This is a genomic window from Lysinibacillus sp. SGAir0095 (assembly GCF_005491425.1).
In the GTDB taxonomy this organism is placed as follows: domain Bacteria; phylum Bacillota; class Bacilli; order Bacillales_A; family Planococcaceae; genus Ureibacillus.
In genome coordinates this window covers 3,991,106-4,009,667 of the sequence record NZ_CP028083.1, presented here as the reverse complement: position 1 = coordinate 4,009,667, position 18,562 = coordinate 3,991,106, and the positions used below count along the sequence as shown (strand labels likewise).

The following is an 18,562-nucleotide window of genomic DNA, read 5'->3' as shown; positions in this document are numbered from 1 at the left end:
GAATTAATTTAGGGAGGAGAGACAAGATGGCAAAAAAGAAATCAAAGTTTTGTTGTAATTCATGTGGCTATGAATCTCCAAAATGGATGGGGCGCTGCCCGGGCTGTGGTGGCTGGAATACGATGGTAGAAGAAGTGGAAGTCGTATCAAAAGGTCCACGTGGTGCTTTTCAGCATTCCAATTCTATTTCACAAAAAGCTACGCCTATCATAAATATTGAAACCTCGGATGAACCTCGAATTCCTACAGAAATGGAAGAGTTGAATCGTGTTTTGGGTGGGGGCATTGTCCCAGGCTCCCTAGTATTAATTGGTGGAGACCCTGGTATCGGTAAATCGACTTTGCTTATGCAAGTATCTGCCCTTTTATCCAACAAAGCACATCGCGTTTTGTACATATCCGGAGAGGAATCAATGCGTCAAACAAAGCTTCGTGCATCCAGGTTGGGTGTGCAATCACCAGAACTCTATATCTACTCCGAGACAAATCTAGAGTTGATTAACCAAACGATAGAAGAAGTCGGGCCGAAGTTTGTCATAATTGACTCAATACAAACCATTCACCACCCGGAAGTGACAAGTGCCCCTGGTAGTGTTTCTCAAGTTCGTGAATGTACCGCAGAGTTAATGCGGATTGCCAAAACAAAGGGGATTGCTATTTTCTTAGTAGGCCACGTAACAAAAGAGGGACAAATCGCTGGACCTCGTTTACTAGAACATATGGTAGATACTGTTCTATATTTCGAAGGGGAACGCCATCATACGTATCGAATTTTACGAAGTGTTAAAAATCGTTTTGGTTCTACCAATGAAATTGCTATTTTCGAAATGGTGCAAGCTGGCTTAAAGGAAGTATCCAACCCTTCAGAACTGTTTTTAGAGGAGCGTTCCTATGATGCGGCAGGTTCCACAATTGTTGCCTCTATGGAAGGGACAAGGCCGATATTAGTTGAGATTCAATCATTGGTCACGCCAACGAGCTTTAATTATCCGAAACGTATGTCTACTGGGGTAGACCAAAATAGGGTGCAGCTGTTAATGGCTGTTTTGGAAAAACGAATGGGGTTACTGCTGCAAGCCCAGGATGCTTATATCAAAGTGGCTGGTGGCGTAAAGCTTGATGAGCCTGCCATCGACCTAGCGGTTTTAACTTCCATTGTATCGAGCTTTAAAGATCAGGCAGTAAAATCGACGGACTGCTTTATTGGAGAAGTGGGATTAACGGGAGAGGTACGCCGTGTATCGAGAATAGAGCAACGAGTTCAAGAGGCTGCGAGACTAGGCTTTAAGCGGGCATTTATCCCTGCTTCCAACCAAGGAGGATGGGATTATCCTAGTGGTATTCAAGTAGTTGGCATCGAAACAATAAATGAAGCATTAAGAGCTTGTTTTAACGATTTATAAATGAAGGATATTGCCTAAAAAATGTCCTAAACCCGTGCCTATACAATCATTTTTGATGTATGGGCATTTTTCCTTTTAATTTTGGGTAAAAATAGAACATACCTTATTTTATACACCAAAGAATATTTTACCTAATTTTTAAAATTGTTGAAGTGTTTATAGCGAAAACCGTAGATGAACTATGTATAATTAATAATAAGAAAAGGAGGTGGGAGTATGTTAAAAAGAGTAATTCAATTTGCATTCCTATTTATCGGAGGAGCGTTAGGTTTTATTTTCTTACCGCCATTATACGAGTTTATTAATTTATCATCTAATCCCTGGCTTAACAATCCATATGTCTCGGTAGCATTAGGTGCAATATTATTATTCGTTTTATCATTCGCATTATCAGATTACTTTGTGAAGCTAATTGTTTGGATGGAAGGGATTTTATTTAAAGTTCCGGCAGCTGACCTGTTATTTGGGTCCCTTGGATTAATTGTAGGGTTAATGGTAGCTTTTCTCATTGGCTTTGCTATTGAAAGAATTCAAATACCGATCATTACTGAATTTTTACCGATTATACTATCCATTTTACTAGGATATCTAGGATTCCGTGTTGGATTTACAAAGCGTGATGAACTAAGTCAAATGTTTTCAAAATCCAATACAGCACAAAAGAAGAAGTCGACTGATGCGGTCTCTTCTCAAGCTGAGGAAAAGCAATTATACAAATTGTTAGATACGAGTGTAATTATTGATGGACGAATTGCAGATATTTCTTCCACAGGATTTATTGAAGGGATTCTTATTGTTCCTCAGTTTGTTCTCACGGAGCTTCAGCATATAGCGGATTCTTCAGATACATTGAAACGTACTCGTGGCCGTAGAGGGCTAGATATGTTGAAGAAACTGCAAGACGAACGTGTTACAACTGTACAAATCTCTGAAGAAGATTTTGAGGATGTACAAGAGGTTGATTTAAAACTAGTACGTCTTGCGAAGAAAATAGGTGCGCAAATTTTAACCAATGACTTTAATCTGAATAAAGTTTGCGATTTACACCATGTCCAAGTATTAAATATTAATGATCTGGCAAATGCTGTGAAACCTGTTGTAATCCCTGGCGAGGATATGCAGGTAGTTGTGATAAAGGACGGGAAAGAACAAAATCAAGGTGTCGCTTATTTGGATGATGGCACGATGATTGTTGTTGAAGGTGGCCGAAGCTATATTGGGCAAGCGATTACAGTTACGGTTACAAGTGTGCTGCAAACATCAGCTGGGCGCATGATATTTGCCAAGCCTAAAGACGAACAAGTAGCATAATAGAATGAAATCTCTTTGAAGAAAAATGAGGCTTTAACAGATTGGGAAGTGAATTTGTGCAATATGAAGTAGTGCTCCCGGCAGCTGGAAGCGGAAAAAGAATGGGAGCAGGCCAAAATAAATTATTTTTACAGCTTGATAACAAACCGATTCTAATGCATACATTAGAAGTTTTTCAAGGTGATGAAAATTGTTCAGGTATCTGGCTCGCTGTCAAACCAGAGGAACGTGAGTACATCCAGGGATTATTAGATCAATACCGCATTACAAAAGTAAAAGGTCTCCCAAATGGAGGGCAAGAAAGACAGCATTCTGTCCATTCATGTATTAAAGAAATGCAACAAGTAGAAATTGTGTTAGTGCATGATGCAGCAAGACCATTTATAACGAAACCTACAATCTCTCGCTTGGTAGAAGCAGCGCATGATAAAGGGGCTGCCATTGCCGGCGTAAAGGCAAAAGATACGATGAAGATTGTGCAAGATGGTGTAATTGCTGAAACGGTTGATCGAGAGAGCTTGTGGATGATACAAACCCCGCAAGCCTTTCGTTTCCAATTGTTGCAGCAGGCAGAGGACACAGCAGAAAAACAAGGTTTCTTAGGAACGGACGAGGCGATGCTTGTTGAACGTCTGGGACAAGAAGTTCATATTGTGGAAAGTACCTATGAAAATGTAAAAATAACAACAAAAGAAGATTTAATATTTGGAGAAGCGATACTAAAGCATCGTAATAACTAGAAGGAGTAATATTAATATGTTTCGAGTAGGACAAGGATTTGACGTTCACGCATTTGCAGAAGGGCGTCCTTTAATAATTGGCGGGATTGAAATTCCTCATGAGAGAGGGTTGCTTGGGCATTCCGATGCAGACGTGTTGTTGCATACGGTAACGGATGCTGCATTAGGTGCAATTGGTGAAGGGGATATTGGGCACCATTTTCCTGATACAGATCCAGAATTTAAAGACGCAGATAGTGCAAAATTGTTAGAATACATTTGGAATATTGTAGAGGAAAAAGGCTATGTGCTTGGAAATGTGGATTGCACAATTATGGCACAGCGTCCGAAAATGGCTCCCTATATTGAACCAATGCGCAATCGAATTGCAGAGCTTTTAAAAGCAGATCCATCACAGGTTAATGTGAAAGCAACAACAACCGAGAAATTAGGTTTCACTGGCCGTGAAGAAGGAATTGCGGCAATGGCAACGATTTTACTAATTAAGAAATAAAAATCTCGTGCATATTATAGAGAATGGGTGGAGATTTAAGGTGGATTGAAGGGGATTTGCCAGTAGGGACTTCGGTGCTGACTACAAGGACAAAGAGCGTCCTTACAGTCAGCCCCTCCAGTTTCTTTCACGGCTGTACGAGCCCGCTCCACTTTTATTTCTTAACCTTGAGTGGTAAAATGTACAAGGTTACTTGAGAAGTGTTGGCTTTGCGATTTCTCAATAAATATAACAAACTTACTGACCTAATATAGGAGGCAATAATTATGACGAAGGAAGTTCGCGTTCGTTATGCACCAAGTCCAACCGGCTTTTTACACATTGGTGGAGCACGTACAGCGTTATTTAACTATCTATTTGCAAAACATCACAACGGTAAATTTATCGTTCGTATTGAGGATACAGATATTGAACGTAATGTAGAGGGTGGAGAAGCATCTCAGCTTGATAACTTACGTTGGTTAGGAATTACGCCTGATGAGTCGATTGATATTGGTGGACCGTACGCACCATATCGCCAAATGGAACGTTTAGATGTCTATACAAAACACGCGGAAGAATTATTGGAGCGTGGAATTGCTTATAAATGTTTCTGTACTTCAGAAGAGTTGGAAGCTTCTCGTGAAGCACAAAGAGCAAAAGGTGTCGCAGCCCCTACTTATGATGGAAAGTGCCGTCACTTAACAAAAGAAGAAGTAGCTGCAAAAGAAGCTGAAGGTATCCCACATACAATCCGTATGCGCGTACCTGAAAACACAACTTACCGCTTCACGGATTTAGTACGTGGGGATGTTACGTTTGAATCAAAGGATATTGGAGATTGGGTGCTTGTAAAAGCGAACGGTATTCCAACATATAACTATGCCGTTGTTTTAGACGATCACTTTATGGACATTACACATGTATTCCGTGGAGAAGAGCATTTATCTAATACACCAAAACAAATGATGATTTTTGATGCATTTGATTGGGAGTATCCGCAATATGGTCATATGACATTAATCGTAAACGAAGACCATAAAAAACTATCGAAACGTGATGAGTCTATCATTCAATTCGTTACACAATATAAAGAGCTTGGCTATTTACCAGAAGCAATGTTTAACTTCTTTGCCCTTTTAGGCTGGTCTCCAGAAGGTGAAGAAGAAATCTTCACTAAAGAACAATTCATCGAAATTTTTGATGAAAAACGTCTTTCGAAGTCACCATCTATGTTCGATAAAAATAAACTAACATGGATGAACAATCAGTATATTAAAAAGCTGCCTTTAGAAAAAGTGGTAGAATTAGCTTTACCACATTTACAAAAAGAGGGTTTACTTCCGCAAGAATTAAACGAAGAGCAGCAACAATGGGCTACAGCTCTAATCAGTTTATATCATAATCAAATGAGCTTTGGCGCTGAAATTGTAGAGCTATCAAGCTTGTTCTTTGCGGAAGAAATTGAGTATGATGAAGAGTCGAAAGAAGTATTAGCCGGTGAACAGATTCCAGAAGTAATGGCCTCATTCAAAGCGCAGCTTGAAGCACTTGAAAGCTTTGATGCACCTTCTATTAAAGCTGCTGTTAAAGCAGTTCAAAAAGAAACGGGGCATAAAGGGAAAAACCTATTCATGCCAATTCGTGTAGTAACAACTGGTCAAACACACGGCCCTGAATTAGCGGATGCTATTGCATTGATCGGAAAAGAAAAAGCAATCGCTCGTATCGAAAAATACGTAAAATAATGATTCCAATTAATTGACTTTTAGTTTGCCTATTGTAAAATGAAATTACTTTAAGTCGTGATGGATTGACAAAATAATAGTAAAAGCGTTGATAAGGAGAAGTACATAAAATATGTTTTAAAAGAGAGGGTCATCATCGGCTGAAAGTGACCTGGGCCTCTATTTTATGGAAATGCACCTTTGAGCACTTAGCTGAAACGTAGGCGGATTGATTTTGGGATTTCCGCATATGAAAAACACATCATTTTCGCCATTCCGGTGAGGAATTGTGTTTTTCTTAGTAGGCAAGTCGAGTCGTCTGGCGTTAACGGACTTTTCGAGTGGAAAGCATTTCATTTAATTGTTTAATGCTTTCAAATCAGAGTGGAACCACGTTTAATACGTCTCTGTCTTTTCATGTGAAAAGATAGGGGCGTTTTTTTATTAAAACCGATATGCAAATTAGAAAGTAAATTAAAAAAGGAGAGAGTGAAATGACAATTCTAATATTTAATTCCTTAACAAGACAAAAAGAACCATTTGTACCACTTGAAGAAGGAAAAATCAAAATGTATGTATGTGGCCCGACAGTATACAACTTTATTCATATCGGGAATGCACGACCGGTTATTGTATATGACACTGTTCGTCGCTATTTCCAATACAAAGGTTTTGATGTGAAATATGTTTCTAACTTTACGGATGTGGATGACAAAATAATTAAAGCAGCAAATGAATTAGGTGAGGACGTTTTCGAATTAACAAACCGCTTTATTAATGCTTATTTTGAGGATATTACGGCGCTTGGCTGCAAAAAAGCAGACGTACACCCCCGAGTAACCAATCATATGGAGGATATTATTGATTTTATCGGTGTTTTAATCGAAAAAGGCTATGCCTACGAATCGCAGGGAGATGTGTATTATCGTACCCGTAAATTTGACGGATATGGTAAGTTATCACACCAACCAATTGATGATTTAAAGGTGGGAGCTCGTATTGAAGCGGGTGAGAAAAAAGAGGATCCTCTAGATTTCGCTCTATGGAAAGCTGCAAAAACAGGTGAGATTAAATGGGAAAGCCCATGGGGTGAAGGACGTCCAGGATGGCATATCGAATGTTCTGTAATGGCTCGCGAGCATCTTGGTGATACAATTGACATTCATGCAGGTGGTCAGGATTTAACTTTCCCTCACCACGAAAATGAGATTGCTCAATCCGAAGCCTATACCGGAAAAGAATTTGCACGTTATTGGATGCACAACGGGTATATTAATATTGACAATGAGAAGATGTCTAAATCTCTTGGGAACTTTGTGTTAGTGAATGATATTCGTCAGCAAATCGACCCACAGGTATTGCGTTTCTTTATGTTATCTGTACATTACCGTCACCCTATTAACTTTGCACAGGATTTAGTTGAGTCGGCTCAAGCTGGATTAGAAAGACTTCGTACGGCTTATTCGAATATTCAATACAGATTATCTGCTTCAACAAACCTGGCTGATAATGGCGGAGCGTATTTAGAAAAAATCGATGAAGTGAAAAAACAATTTGAAATTGCGATGGATGATGATTTCAATACTGCAAATGCTATTTCTACACTCTTCGAATTAGCACGTATTGCAAATATCTACCTAAGCGAAGCAAATACAGAAGAACGTGTGTTAAAAGCGTTTATCGCAACATTCGATGCACTTGGCGACGTCCTGGGTATTAAATTAGTCGTGGAAAATGAACTCTTAGATGATGAAATTGAAGCTCTAATCGAAGAACGTAACCTGGCGCGTAAAAATCGAGATTTTGCTCGTTCAGATGAAATTCGTGACCAGCTTTTAAATCTGAATATTATTCTAGAGGATACACGTCAAGGTACACGTTGGAAACGAGGTTTGTAATATGGCACAACTTCGTATTGAAGATGTAAAACAACTAAATGCACTTGCATTGGCTTATATGGGAGATGCTGTTCTCGAACAAAAAGTTCGGGAACATCTTCTATTGAGTGGACGAGCTAGACCAAATCGATTACATAAAGAGGCAACAAATTATGTATCTGCAAAAGCTCAATCTATGATCGTGCACCGATTAATGGACGAAAATTACCTCACAGAAGAAGAGGTTGCTGTTTTTAAAAGAGGACGCAACGCAAAATCAGGCTCAGTTCCGAAAAATACAGATGTACAAACCTACCGAAATAGTTCCGGCTTTGAAGCGGTTTTAGGAAGCTTGTATTTAACTAAACAATATGAACGAGTTAATGAAATGATTGATTATGCTATTAAAATTGTTGAGCAATCAAAGGGGGCATCGTAAATGACTGAACACAATAATGAAATGATTGCTGGAAAAAACCCTGTGCTAGAAGCGTTACGTTCAGGTAGAGAAATTAATAAGCTTTGGGTAGCGGAAGGTGTAAAGAAGACAGGTATTAACGAGGTCTTGGATTTAGCCCGTGAGCGTGGGGTACTTGTTCAATTTGTCCCTAAGAAAAAAGTAGACCAATTATCAAGTGAAAATCACCAAGGTATTGTTGCTTCTGTTGCTGCCTATAAGTATGCGGAGTTAGAGGATTTGTTTGATGCTGCGAAAGCAAAAAATGAAGACCCATTTTTCCTTATTCTAGATGAACTTGAAGATCCACATAACCTTGGCTCAATTATGCGAACAGCTGATGCAATCGGTGTTCATGGCATTATTATTCCGAAAAGACGTGCGGTAGGTTTAACTGCTGTAGTAGCGAAGGCTTCAACGGGTGCGATTGAACATGTGCCTGTTGTAAGGGTAACAAACCTTGCGCAAACAGTGGATGAATTAAAAGAGAAGGGCGTTTGGATTGCGGGGACGGATGCTAAGGGATCTGCTGATTATCGTAAAATGGATGCAACCTTGCCATTAGCAGTGATTATCGGCAGTGAAGGTCGCGGTATGAGTAGATTATTAAAGGATAAATGTGACTTTTTATATCACTTGCCAATGATCGGCCATGTAAATTCATTGAATGCTTCTGTAGCTGCCGCCCTTTTAATGTATGAAGTGTATCGCAAGCGCCAAGAAAAGAATGGATAAGTTGTCTTATGCAAACGATCTTAATTGTCGATGGCTACAATATGATTGGCGCATGGAAAGAATTAAGACCTCTTCGCGATACGAATTTTGAGGAAGCGCGCAATCGCTTGCTGGAACACATGGCTGAATATAAAGCGGCCATGGGGGGGCGAGTGATTGTCGTGTTTGATGCCCACTTAGTTCCAGGAGTACAACAAACCTATGTGCAAAATGCGGTTGAAATCATTTATACTAGAAAAAATGAAACAGCAGATGAACAGATTGAAAAGCTAACAAATGAATTAAAGGGTCGTAAAATACAAATCTATGTAGCCACTTCTGATATGACAGAGCAAAATGTGATTTTCGGAAATGGTGCCCTTCGTAAGTCGGCAAGAGAACTAGAAATAGAAATGGAAATTATAAAGTCTAATATCACGCAGAAAGTAAAAATAACTCATGAAGAAAAACCTAAATCTAGGATTCAATTATCTAAAGAAGTAGAACTAGCTTTTGAGAAATGGAGAAGAGGTTTGAAATAACTAGGTTGACCTATATTTTCCAGTTCCGTTATACTTATCCTAACACACTATATGAACGTTCTGGGGTGATGCCGATGCTAAAAGAAAGTCAAACACAAGTATTGCAACGATTTGAAGACCTTTCAGATGAACAACTTATTGAAGAAGTACATCACGGTAATACAGAAGCGTTAGATTATTTAATTACGAAGTATCGACTGTTCGTCAAAGCGAAGGCTCGCTCTTATTTTTTAATTGGAGCAGATAAGGAAGATATAGTTCAAGAAGGAATGATAGGTTTATATAAATCTATTAGAGATTTTAAGGGGGACAAGCTTTCTTCCTTTAGAGCATTTGCGGAGCTGTGCATTACACGTCAAATCATTACTGCTATTAAAACAGCGACACGTCAAAAGCATATTCCGCTTAATTCCTATGTTTCTCTTGATAAACCAATCTATGATGAAGAATCAGATCGTACATTGATGGATATTATCACAAGTACAGAGTCAGATGATCCAGTGCATTTAATGATTAATCGTGAAGAATATTCTCATCTTGAGGAGAAAATTGGCGAAATTCTAAGTGAGCTTGAACAACAGGTTTTAGCTTTATACTTAGATGGGCAATCTTATAATGAGATATCCGAAGAATTGAATCGTCATGTTAAGTCAATTGATAATGCTCTCCAACGTGTAAAACGTAAGCTAGAACGTCACCTGGAAATAGGTGAGCAAAGTTAGAGCGAAACTTTGCTCTTATTGACAGTAATAGGTTTAGGTGTTAGTCTTTAAAAGACAAAATGCAAAAAAATAGGTGAATTTTCAAAATGCATAAGAAAATCGTTTTATGTTGTGAAAAATGTGGTTCCAGAAATTATTCAGTTCCTGAAAGAGCCAATGCAAATGAGCGTCTCGAATTGAAAAAGTTTTGTTCACATTGTAATGAACATACGGTGCATAAACAAACTCGATAATTTTACTTTCATTCAGAATTGGTCTCGCATTAGTTTGAAAGGTCCAGTGAATACGAAGCGGTTCTATAGCTCTATACGTATTCAAACAGCTGATTGAAGTTAAAGTCTATTTTGCGGATGCCTGCGCCAAATTTATCGGATGTATTTCATAAATTCTCGGCGGACTTACGCGCCTACGCATTTGATTTAGTAAATTAGATTGAAACATAGAATAGATGATTTGTTCGGAGGTTAAGCTAGAATGGGCAAGATTAAACAGTTTCTATCAGATGTAATGTCTGAAATGAGAAAGACGAGCTGGCCAAAAGGTAAAGAGCTTACAAAATATACAGTTGTCGTAGTTTCAACGGTAATTATTATGGCTATCTTTTTTGTGTTAGTTGACTTAGGTGTTTCAGAACTATTCCGCTGGTATATAGATTTATAAAAAGTAATGTTAATATTTTGAAAATGGCCCGTCTTTAAATGTTAACGGGTTTTTTTCATTTGTTTTACTTAAATTGCATTGGTTAGGCGTATGTGATGAGTGAAGGAGGGACGGACAAATAGTCCGGCAAATGTTATGGAAAAAAGATGGTATGTAGTTCATACTTATTCAGGTTATGAAAATCGTGTAAAAGCGAACCTTGAAAAACGTGTTGAAACAATGGGGATGCAAGATAATATTTTCCGTGTAATTGTTCCAGAACATGAAGAAACAGATTTAAAGGATGGGAAGAAACGTACGGTAATGCGTAAAGTTTTCCCGGGCTACGTATTAGTAGAACAGATTTTAACAGACGAATCTTGGTATGTAGTACGTAATACGCCAGGTGTTACTGGATTCATCGGTTCATCAGGTGGTGGTGCAAAACCAACACCGCTATTACCTGAAGAAGTGGATCGTTTATTGCATCAAATGGGTATCTCGAAAAAGACAGTTGGCGAATTGGATATCACTGTTGGAGAAGTGGTCGAGGTGTTAGAAGGACCGTTTGCACATTTCCAAGGTAAGGTTGAAGAAATTGATGCGGACAAAGGGAAAGTTAAAGTTATTGTTGATATGTTCGGTCGCGAAACTAAAATGGAACTTGACTTTGAACAAATTCAAAAATTATAGTTCTACAACACGGATGATATTTTTGAATAAGATTTTACTTGCTAATGTAACTTAAAAGTGATATCATTTCATAGGTCAGACTGTCCAAGTACAGTTTGTCTATGAAAATTAATCTTTTAATGTTATCGGCAATTAGCTGACAGACAGATATTTGAGTGGGAGGGGCAACCCAATTACCACATCACGGACTTAAGGAGGTGTGTCTCGTGGCTAAAAAAGTTATTAAAATTGTAAAACTTCAAATCCCTGCTGGTAAAGCAAATCCAGCTCCACCGGTTGGTCCTGCATTAGGTCAAGCAGGTGTTAATATCATGGGATTCTGTAAGGAGTTCAACGCTCGTACTGCTGATCAAGCTGGATTAATTATCCCAGTTGAAATCACAGTTTTCGAAGACCGTTCTTTCACTTTCATTACAAAAACTCCACCTGCAGCAGTATTACTTAAAGTAGCAGCAGGTATCCAATCTGGATCAGGTGAACCAAACCGTAAAAAAGTTGCAACGGTTAAACGTGATAAAGTGCGCGAAATCGCTGAACAAAAAATGCCAGACCTAAACGCTGCTTCAGTTGAATCAGCTATGGCGATGGTTGAAGGTACAGCACGCAGCATGGGTATTGTAATCGAAGACTAATTCGTTACGAATATCTTGTTTACTTGATGATTAGAAGGCTTTTGTTTTTTGGAGGTTGCGGTAAGTTCTTTGGGAACAAGCGCAACCTCTATTCGTGGGAGGAATATCCGCTATAACCACAATCAAGGAGGAAATTATAATGGTAAAAAAAGGTAAAAGACTGCAAGAAGCAGCTAAATTAGTTGACCGTTCAACTTTATATACTGCTGAAGAAGCAATCGCTTTAGCAAAACAAACAAGCACAGTAAAATTCGACGCAACAGTTGAAGTAGCTTTCAAACTTGGAATTGATACTCGTAAAAACGACCAACAAATCCGTGGTGCAGTAGTATTACCAAACGGTACTGGTAAAACTCAACGTGTATTAGTATTTGCTAAAGGTGAAAAACTTAAAGAAGCTGAAGTTGCTGGTGCTGACTATGTAGGCGATGCAGAGTTCATCAACAAAATCCAACAAGGTTGGTTCGAGTTCGATGTAATCGTTGCAACTCCTGACATGATGGGTGAAGTTGGTAAACTTGGTCGTGTATTAGGACCTAAAGGTTTAATGCCAAACCCTAAAACTGGTACAGTTACTTTTGACGTAACTAAAGCTATCAACGAAATTAAAGCTGGTAAAGTAGAATACCGTGCTGACAAAGCTGGTATCATTCACGCTCCTATCGGTAAAGTTTCATTCGAAACTGAAAAATTAGTTGAAAACTTCTTAGCTGTATTTGACGTAGTTCAAAAAGCAAAACCTGCTGCAGCTAAAGGTACTTACATGAAATCTGTAAATGTTACATCTACAATGGGACCATCAGTGAAAATTGATTCTTCTAGCGTAGTTGTTAAATAATAGAAAATATTAGCAAGTAATTTAATTATAAATATTATTGACAACTGTCATCATTCTTGTTAAGATGAATGACGTTGTGAATATCCATTTGTACCGTAGACAGTAGGGGTGCTAAGCACTTAAATCTCCCTACCGAGGACACAGAAATCGGATTCTTTTAAGATGATGAATTTTCCGCCTCTAGTCTACTTATATGGCTAGAGGCTTTTCTTTTGTCGGTATAAATGACCCATTCTAATAGGAGGTGTCAATCATGAGCAATGTAATCGAAACAAAAAAAGCAGTTGTACAAGAAATCGCTGATAAATTCCAAGCTGCAGCTTCAGTAGTTGTAGTGGATTACCGTGGTTTAACTGTTGGTCAAGTTACAGAACTTCGTAAACAACTTCGTGAAGCGGGTGTTGAGTTCAAAGTATACAAAAACACTTTAACTCGTCGTGCATCTGAAATCGCTGGTGTTGAAGCAATTAACGAATTCTTAACTGGTCCAAACGCTGTTGCGTTCTCTAACGAAGACGTAGTAGCTCCAGCGAAAATCATCAATGAATTCGCTAAAAAGAACGAAGCTCTTGAAATTAAAGCAGGTATCATCGAAGGTAACGTTTCTTCAGCTGATGATGTGAAAGCTCTTGCTGAACTTCCATCACGCGAAGGTTTACTTTCAATGCTTTTATCTGTACTTCAAGCTCCAGTGCGCAACTTCGCACTTGCAACAAAAGCTGTTGCAGAACAAAAAGAAGAGCAAGGCGCTTAATAGTAGCCTAAACTTCAAAACAACAATCTTAAGGCAAATAGCCTAAAAAACTATAAACATCCATATAGGAGGAAAATAAAATGAACAAAGATCAAATCTTAGAAGCTATCAAAGCTATGACAGTTCTTGAGTTAAACGATTTAGTAAAAGCAATCGAAGAAGAATTCGGTGTAACAGCTGCTGCTCCTGTAGCAGTAGTAGGTGGCGGTGCAGCTGCTGTTGAAGAAAAAACTGAATTTGACGTAGTACTAGCATCTGCTGGTGACCAAAAAATTAAAGTAATCAAAGTGGTACGTGAAATCACTGGTCTTGGCTTAAAAGAAGCTAAAGAAGTAGTAGATAACGCTCCTAAAGCATTAAAAGAAGGCGTATCTAAAGAAGAAGCTGAAGAAATGAAAGCTAAACTTGAAGAAGTTGGCGCTTCAATCGAAGTTAAATAATTTCTCACTTACCTTATTTTCAATAAATAAAGAAAGCTCGTCTTTTTGACGGGCTTTCTTCATTTTCTTTGAGGAGGGCACGTTGCGATGTCTGAACACTATTATTCAAATAAGCCTCAAACTGAAAGTAAACCACGCCAATGGAAATTTACGTTACTCGGGAATGTGTTTATATTTGAAACGGATTCAGGAGTATTTAGTAAAAGCGAAGTAGATTTTGGATCCCGTGTATTAATTGAAACCTTTCAAATGCCAGAAATAGAAGGTGCAATATTAGACGTTGGTTGCGGTTATGGTCCGATCGGACTGTCGATTGCAAAGCAAAATCCGGAATGCACCGTCTATATGATGGATATCAATGAAAGGGCGGTTGCGCTATCGAAGAAAAATGCGCAAGTAAACGGAGTTCAAAATGTACGAATTTTTGAAAGTGATGGTCTAGCTTCTGTAGAAGATGGATTACAAGTAGCGGCAATATTAACTAACCCACCGATTCGAGCTGGTAAAGAAACTGTTTTTAAGTTTTATGACGGTGCTTACGAAAAGTTATCGGCTGGTGGAGAATTGTGGATTGTTATTCAGAAGAAACAAGGTGCGCCATCTACGGTAAATCATTTAGAAGAAATGTTTACTGAGGTTGAAGTAGTCGAGAAGAAGAAGGGTTACTGGATTATACGAGCGAAAAAATAGGTTTTTTATTTCCTTTTCCCTATAAATTGTAACTGGAAATAAAAGCTCTAAGAGTATAAAATATTGACTTGACAAATTGGCTATGATAACATAATAAAATGCAAAATTATTATTTTGTGGGAGTGTGCCCTTTTGTATGCAATGCATTTTATGTGGGTATACTTACCATGAATAAGTTTAGTTTAACCGAAAATGATTCTTGAGAAAAGACTCGTTTTCTTTTTGTCTTTGGAAATCATACACCATTTAGGTGGTTTTGCAAAGACCTATTATCGCTTTAATGAGGGGTGAATGAGTTGACAGGTCAACTAGTTCAGTACGGACAACACCGCCAGCGTAGAAGCTTTGCGCGTATTAAAGAGGTGCTGGAGCTTCCGAATTTAATTGAGATTCAAACAGCATCTTACGAGTGGTTCCTTGAAGAAGGGTTGCGTGAGATGTTCCGCGACATTTCTCCAATCGAAGATTTTACAGGTAATCTTTCACTTGAATTCATCGATTACAGTTTAGGTGAACCTAAATATGATGTGGATGAATGTAAAGAACGTGACGTTACTTATGCAGCACCATTGCGTGTAAAGGTACGTCTCCACAACAAAGAAACAGATGAAGTGAAAGAGCAAGATGTTTTCATGGGGGATTTCCCTTTGATGACAGAAACAGGCACATTTGTTATTAACGGTGCCGAACGTGTAATTGTTTCACAATTAGTTCGTTCTCCAAGCGTTTACTTCCATGATAAAACTGATAAGAACGGTAAAAAAGGCTTTGGTGCTACTGTAATTCCAAACCGTGGTGCTTGGTTAGAGTACGAAACAGATGCGAAAGACGTAGTTTACGTACGAATTGATCGTACACGTAAATTACCAGTTACAGTATTATTGCGTGCGCTAGGATTCGGCTCAGATCAAGAAATCATCGATATTCTTGGTGATAATGAGTATCTACGCAATACGCTTGAAAAAGATAATACTGATAGCACTGAAAAAGCGCTTTTAGAAATCTATGAGCGTCTTCGTCCTGGTGAACCACCAACGGTTGAAAGTGCAAAAAGCTTATTATATTCTCGTTTCTTCGATGCTAAACGCTATGATTTAGCAAACGTTGGACGCTATAAAATGAACAAAAAGCTTCATATTAAAAATCGTTTGTTCAACCAAACGATTGCTGAAACTCTTGTGGATCCTGAAACAGGAGAAATTTTAGTTGAAGCGGGTACAACATTGGACCGCCGTAATTTGGATCGTATTATTCCTTATTTAGAAAATGGAATCGGCTTCCGTACATTATCGCAAGTAGGTGGTGTATTAGAAGAGGACGTAACAATCCAATCAATTAAAATCTACGCACCAAATGATGAAGCGCAAAAAGAGATCAACATTATTTCAAATGCTTATATTGATGAAGAAGTGAAAAATATCACGCCTGCTGACGTGATTGCTTCAATGTCATATTTCTTCAACTTATTATATGGCGTAGGAAATACAGATGATATCGACCATTTAGGTAACCGTCGCTTACGTTCAGTTGGTGAACTGTTACAAAACCAATTCCGTATCGGTTTATCTCGTATGGAACGTGTTGTACGTGAACGTATGTCTATTAACGACACAGCGTCTATCGTACCTCAACAATTAATCAATATTCGTCCTGTTATTGCTTCAATTAAAGAGTTCTTCGGTAGCTCTCAATTATCGCAATTCATGGACCAAACAAACCCATTAGCAGAGTTAACACACAAACGTCGTCTTTCTGCATTAGGGCCAGGTGGTTTAACTCGTGAACGTGCTGGTATGGAAGTGCGTGACGTTCACTACTCTCACTATGGTCGTATGTGTCCAATCGAGACACCGGAGGGTCCGAACATCGGGTTAATTAACTCATTATCATCATTTGCGAAGGTTAACAAATTTGGTTTTATTGAAACACCGTACCGTCGTGTGGATCCTGAAACAGGTAAAGTAACTGAGCATATTGATTACTTAACTGCTGATGAAGAAGATAACTATATCGTTGGGCAAGCAAATTCACTATTAAATCCTGATGGTTCATTTGTAAACGAAGAAGTTTTAGGGCGTTTCCGTGGGGATAACACTGTTTTCAAAAGAGATCGTGTTGACTACATGGACGTATCACCTAAACAAGTTGTTTCTGCAGCGACAGCATGTATCCCATTCTTAGAAAACGATGACTCAAACCGTGCATTAATGGGTGCGAACATGCAACGTCAAGCAGTTCCATTATTAAACCCTGAGGCACCTTTCGTTGGTACTGGTATGGAGCACGTAGATGCGCGTGATTCAGGGGCTGCTGTAGTTAACAAGTTCCACGGAATTGTTGAACATGTAGAAGCTCGCTCAATTCACGTACGTCGTATTGAAGAAATTGATGGTAAAGAAGTTAAAGGTGAATTAACGAAGTACAAACTTCAAAAATTCACTCGTTCTAACCACGGTACTTCCATTAACCAACGCCCAATTGTTAAAGTTGGCGATCGCGTTAAACCAAAAGATATTTTAGCTGATGGTCCTTCTATGGAACTTGGTGAACTTGCACTTGGTCGTAACGTATTAGTTGCCTTCATGACTTGGGAAGGGTTTAACTATGAAGATGCTGTAATTATGAATGAACGTCTTGTTAAAGATGATGTATATACATCTGTTCATATTGAAGAATATGAGTCAGAATCTCGTGATACAAAACTAGGGCCTGAAGAAATCACTCGCGATATTCCAAACGTAGGTGAAGACGCTCTTCGTAACCTAGATGATCGTGGAATTATCCGTATTGGTGCGGAAGTTCGCGACGGCGACATTTTAGTAGGTAAGGTAACACCTAAGGGAGTAACTGAGTTAACGGCAGAAGAACGTTTACTACATGCTATCTTTGGTGAGAAAGCTCGTGAAGTTCGTGATACATCTCTACGCGTACCTCATGGAGCAGGCGGTATTGTACTAGATGTTAAAGTCTTCAATCGTGAAGATGGCGATGAGTTACCACCAGGTGTTAACCAATTAGTACGTGCTTATATTGTTCAAAAACGTAAAATCCGCGTTGGGGACAAAATGGCCGGACGTCACGGTAACAAAGGGGTAATCTCACGTATCTTACCTGAGGAAGATATGCCGTTTATGCCAGACGGAACACCTGTTGATATCATGTTAAACCCACTAGGGGTACCATCTCGTATGAACATCGGACAAGTATTAGAGCTTCACTTAGGTATGGCGGCTCGTTACTTAGGTCTTCATATGGCTTCACCAGTATTTGATGGTGCCAATGAACAAGATGTTTGGGAAACGATGGAAGAAGCAGGTATGAACCGTGATGGTAAGACAATTCTTTATGATGGTCGCTCGGGTGAACCATTAGATAACCGTGTATCTGTTGGGATCATGTACATGATCAAATTAGCCCACATGGTTGACGATAAACTTCACGCTCGTTCAACAGGTCCTTACTCGCTTGTTACACAACAACCACTTGGTGGTAAAGCGCAGTTTGGTGGACAACGTTTTGGTGAGATGGAGGTATGGGCACTTGAAGCATACGGTGCTGCTTACACACTTCAAGAAATCTTAACGATCAAATCAGATGATGTTGTTGGACGCGTAAAAACTTATGAGGCAATTGTTAAAGGTGAAAGTGTTCCAGAACCAGGCGTTCCAGAGTCTTTCAAAGTATTAATCAAAGAGCTTCAATCACTAGGTTTAGATGTAAAAATGTTAACAATCAATGACGAAGAAGTTGAACTTCGTGATTTAGATGACGAAGATGAGCTTCAACCAACTGATGCACTAAATATTTTACCTGCTAGTGAAAAAGAAGATGCTGTTGAGTCTGTAGAGTAGTCTTATTGCATCGGGCAGGAGGAAGAACATTCTGCCTGCCCGATTTTTAACTATAAATAA

The 18,562-nt window shown here is 38.9% G+C and carries 19 protein-coding genes and 1 other annotated feature; all 19 genes read left to right on the top strand.

Annotated features, from left to right (window positions below; translation table 11 throughout):
- Positions 1-26: 26 nt before the first annotated feature.
- Positions 27-1,403 carry a DNA repair protein RadA gene (radA, locus tag C1N55_RS19755; RefSeq protein ID WP_137730363.1) on the top strand — a complete coding sequence of 459 codons (1,377 nt, stop codon included), beginning with the start codon at positions 27-29 and terminating at the stop codon, positions 1,401-1,403.
- 216 nt (positions 1,404-1,619) lie between these two features.
- Positions 1,620-2,714, top strand: a complete 1,095-nt coding sequence (locus C1N55_RS19750) for a PIN/TRAM domain-containing protein (RefSeq protein WP_137730362.1) — start codon at positions 1,620-1,622, stop codon at positions 2,712-2,714.
- A 56-nt stretch (positions 2,715-2,770) separates the two neighbouring features.
- A complete protein-coding gene (gene ispD, locus C1N55_RS19745; protein ID WP_137730707.1) occupies positions 2,771-3,454 on the top strand; it encodes a 2-C-methyl-D-erythritol 4-phosphate cytidylyltransferase in 684 nt (227 codons plus the stop codon).
- Between the two features lie 16 nt (positions 3,455-3,470).
- Positions 3,471-3,947 carry a 2-C-methyl-D-erythritol 2,4-cyclodiphosphate synthase gene (gene ispF, locus C1N55_RS19740; protein ID WP_137730361.1) on the top strand — a complete coding sequence of 159 codons (477 nt, stop codon included), beginning with the start codon at positions 3,471-3,473 and terminating at the stop codon, positions 3,945-3,947.
- Positions 3,948-4,213: 266 nt separating this feature from the next.
- Positions 4,214-5,674 (top strand): glutamate--tRNA ligase, encoded by a 1,461-nt coding sequence (gene gltX, locus C1N55_RS19735; RefSeq protein WP_137730360.1) that lies wholly within the window; start codon positions 4,214-4,216, stop codon positions 5,672-5,674.
- 473 nt (positions 5,675-6,147) lie between these two features.
- Positions 6,148-7,551 carry a cysteine--tRNA ligase gene (gene cysS, locus C1N55_RS19730; protein ID WP_137730359.1) on the top strand — a complete coding sequence of 468 codons (1,404 nt, stop codon included), beginning with the start codon at positions 6,148-6,150 and terminating at the stop codon, positions 7,549-7,551.
- Between the two features lies 1 nt (position 7,552).
- On the top strand, positions 7,553-7,969 hold the full coding sequence (locus C1N55_RS19725; protein ID WP_137730358.1) for a Mini-ribonuclease 3: 417 nt from the start codon (positions 7,553-7,555) through the stop codon (positions 7,967-7,969).
- The gene (gene rlmB / locus C1N55_RS19720; RefSeq protein ID WP_137730357.1) at positions 7,970-8,722 is read left to right on the top strand and encodes a 23S rRNA (guanosine(2251)-2'-O)-methyltransferase RlmB; all 753 of its coding nucleotides are present in this window, start codon (positions 7,970-7,972) and stop codon (positions 8,720-8,722) included.
- A gap of 8 nt (positions 8,723-8,730) precedes the next feature.
- On the top strand, positions 8,731-9,243 hold the full coding sequence (locus C1N55_RS19715; protein ID WP_137730356.1) for an NYN domain-containing protein: 513 nt from the start codon (positions 8,731-8,733) through the stop codon (positions 9,241-9,243).
- A gap of 74 nt (positions 9,244-9,317) precedes the next feature.
- Complete coding sequence (sigH, locus tag C1N55_RS19710) at positions 9,318-9,965, top strand: RNA polymerase sporulation sigma factor SigH (RefSeq protein ID WP_137730706.1); 648 nt, start codon at positions 9,318-9,320, stop codon at positions 9,963-9,965.
- Positions 9,966-10,051: 86 nt separating this feature from the next.
- Positions 10,052-10,198, top strand: a complete 147-nt coding sequence (gene rpmG / locus C1N55_RS19705; RefSeq protein WP_137730355.1) for a 50S ribosomal protein L33 — start codon at positions 10,052-10,054, stop codon at positions 10,196-10,198.
- A gap of 241 nt (positions 10,199-10,439) precedes the next feature.
- Entirely contained in the window at positions 10,440-10,625 is a 186-nt protein-coding gene (secE, locus tag C1N55_RS19700) for a preprotein translocase subunit SecE (RefSeq protein WP_137730354.1), read from the top strand.
- A gap of 135 nt (positions 10,626-10,760) precedes the next feature.
- Entirely contained in the window at positions 10,761-11,297 is a 537-nt protein-coding gene (nusG, locus tag C1N55_RS19695) for a transcription termination/antitermination protein NusG (RefSeq protein ID WP_137730353.1), read from the top strand.
- Positions 11,298-11,503: 206 nt separating this feature from the next.
- Complete coding sequence (gene rplK / locus C1N55_RS19690) at positions 11,504-11,929, top strand: 50S ribosomal protein L11 (RefSeq protein WP_137730352.1); 426 nt, start codon at positions 11,504-11,506, stop codon at positions 11,927-11,929.
- A 139-nt stretch (positions 11,930-12,068) separates the two neighbouring features.
- Positions 12,069-12,767, top strand: a complete 699-nt coding sequence (gene rplA / locus C1N55_RS19685) for a 50S ribosomal protein L1 (RefSeq protein WP_137730351.1) — start codon at positions 12,069-12,071, stop codon at positions 12,765-12,767.
- Between the two features lie 75 nt (positions 12,768-12,842).
- Positions 12,843-12,987, top strand: a sequence feature (ribosomal protein L10 leader region).
- A 33-nt stretch (positions 12,988-13,020) separates the two neighbouring features.
- Positions 13,021-13,521: a 50S ribosomal protein L10 gene (gene rplJ, locus C1N55_RS19680; protein WP_137730350.1), complete on the top strand. Its 501-nt coding sequence runs from the start codon at positions 13,021-13,023 to the stop codon at positions 13,519-13,521.
- 80 nt (positions 13,522-13,601) lie between these two features.
- A complete protein-coding gene (gene rplL / locus C1N55_RS19675; protein WP_107932277.1) occupies positions 13,602-13,961 on the top strand; it encodes a 50S ribosomal protein L7/L12 in 360 nt (119 codons plus the stop codon).
- 87 nt (positions 13,962-14,048) lie between these two features.
- Complete coding sequence (locus C1N55_RS19670; protein WP_137730349.1) at positions 14,049-14,651, top strand: class I SAM-dependent methyltransferase; 603 nt, start codon at positions 14,049-14,051, stop codon at positions 14,649-14,651.
- Positions 14,652-14,938: 287 nt separating this feature from the next.
- A complete protein-coding gene (rpoB, locus tag C1N55_RS19665) occupies positions 14,939-18,502 on the top strand; it encodes a DNA-directed RNA polymerase subunit beta (RefSeq protein ID WP_205758493.1) in 3,564 nt (1,187 codons plus the stop codon).
- Positions 18,503-18,562: the final 60 nt, after the last annotated feature.

Bases quoted from the DNA above. Each gene is read 5' to 3' on its own strand.
- radA (WP_137730363.1), top strand. From the start codon at position 27: ATGGCAAAAAAGAAATCAAAGTTTTGTTGTAATTCATGTGGCTATGAA.
- C1N55_RS19750 (WP_137730362.1), top strand. From the start codon at position 1,620: ATGTTAAAAAGAGTAATTCAATTTGCATTCCTATTTATCGGAGGAGCG.
- ispF (WP_137730361.1), top strand. From the start codon at position 3,471: ATGTTTCGAGTAGGACAAGGATTTGACGTTCACGCATTTGCAGAAGGG.
- gltX (WP_137730360.1), top strand. From the start codon at position 4,214: ATGACGAAGGAAGTTCGCGTTCGTTATGCACCAAGTCCAACCGGCTTT.
- cysS (WP_137730359.1), top strand. From the start codon at position 6,148: ATGACAATTCTAATATTTAATTCCTTAACAAGACAAAAAGAACCATTT.
- C1N55_RS19725 (WP_137730358.1), top strand. From the start codon at position 7,553: ATGGCACAACTTCGTATTGAAGATGTAAAACAACTAAATGCACTTGCA.
- rlmB (WP_137730357.1), top strand. From the start codon at position 7,970: ATGACTGAACACAATAATGAAATGATTGCTGGAAAAAACCCTGTGCTA.
- C1N55_RS19715 (WP_137730356.1), top strand. From the start codon at position 8,731: ATGCAAACGATCTTAATTGTCGATGGCTACAATATGATTGGCGCATGG.
- sigH (WP_137730706.1), top strand. From the start codon at position 9,318: ATGCTAAAAGAAAGTCAAACACAAGTATTGCAACGATTTGAAGACCTT.
- rpmG (WP_137730355.1), top strand. From the start codon at position 10,052: ATGCATAAGAAAATCGTTTTATGTTGTGAAAAATGTGGTTCCAGAAAT.
- secE (WP_137730354.1), top strand. From the start codon at position 10,440: ATGGGCAAGATTAAACAGTTTCTATCAGATGTAATGTCTGAAATGAGA.
- nusG (WP_137730353.1), top strand. From the start codon at position 10,761: ATGGAAAAAAGATGGTATGTAGTTCATACTTATTCAGGTTATGAAAAT.
- rplA (WP_137730351.1), top strand. From the start codon at position 12,069: ATGGTAAAAAAAGGTAAAAGACTGCAAGAAGCAGCTAAATTAGTTGAC.
- rplJ (WP_137730350.1), top strand. From the start codon at position 13,021: ATGAGCAATGTAATCGAAACAAAAAAAGCAGTTGTACAAGAAATCGCT.
- rplL (WP_107932277.1), top strand. From the start codon at position 13,602: ATGAACAAAGATCAAATCTTAGAAGCTATCAAAGCTATGACAGTTCTT.
- C1N55_RS19670 (WP_137730349.1), top strand. From the start codon at position 14,049: ATGTCTGAACACTATTATTCAAATAAGCCTCAAACTGAAAGTAAACCA.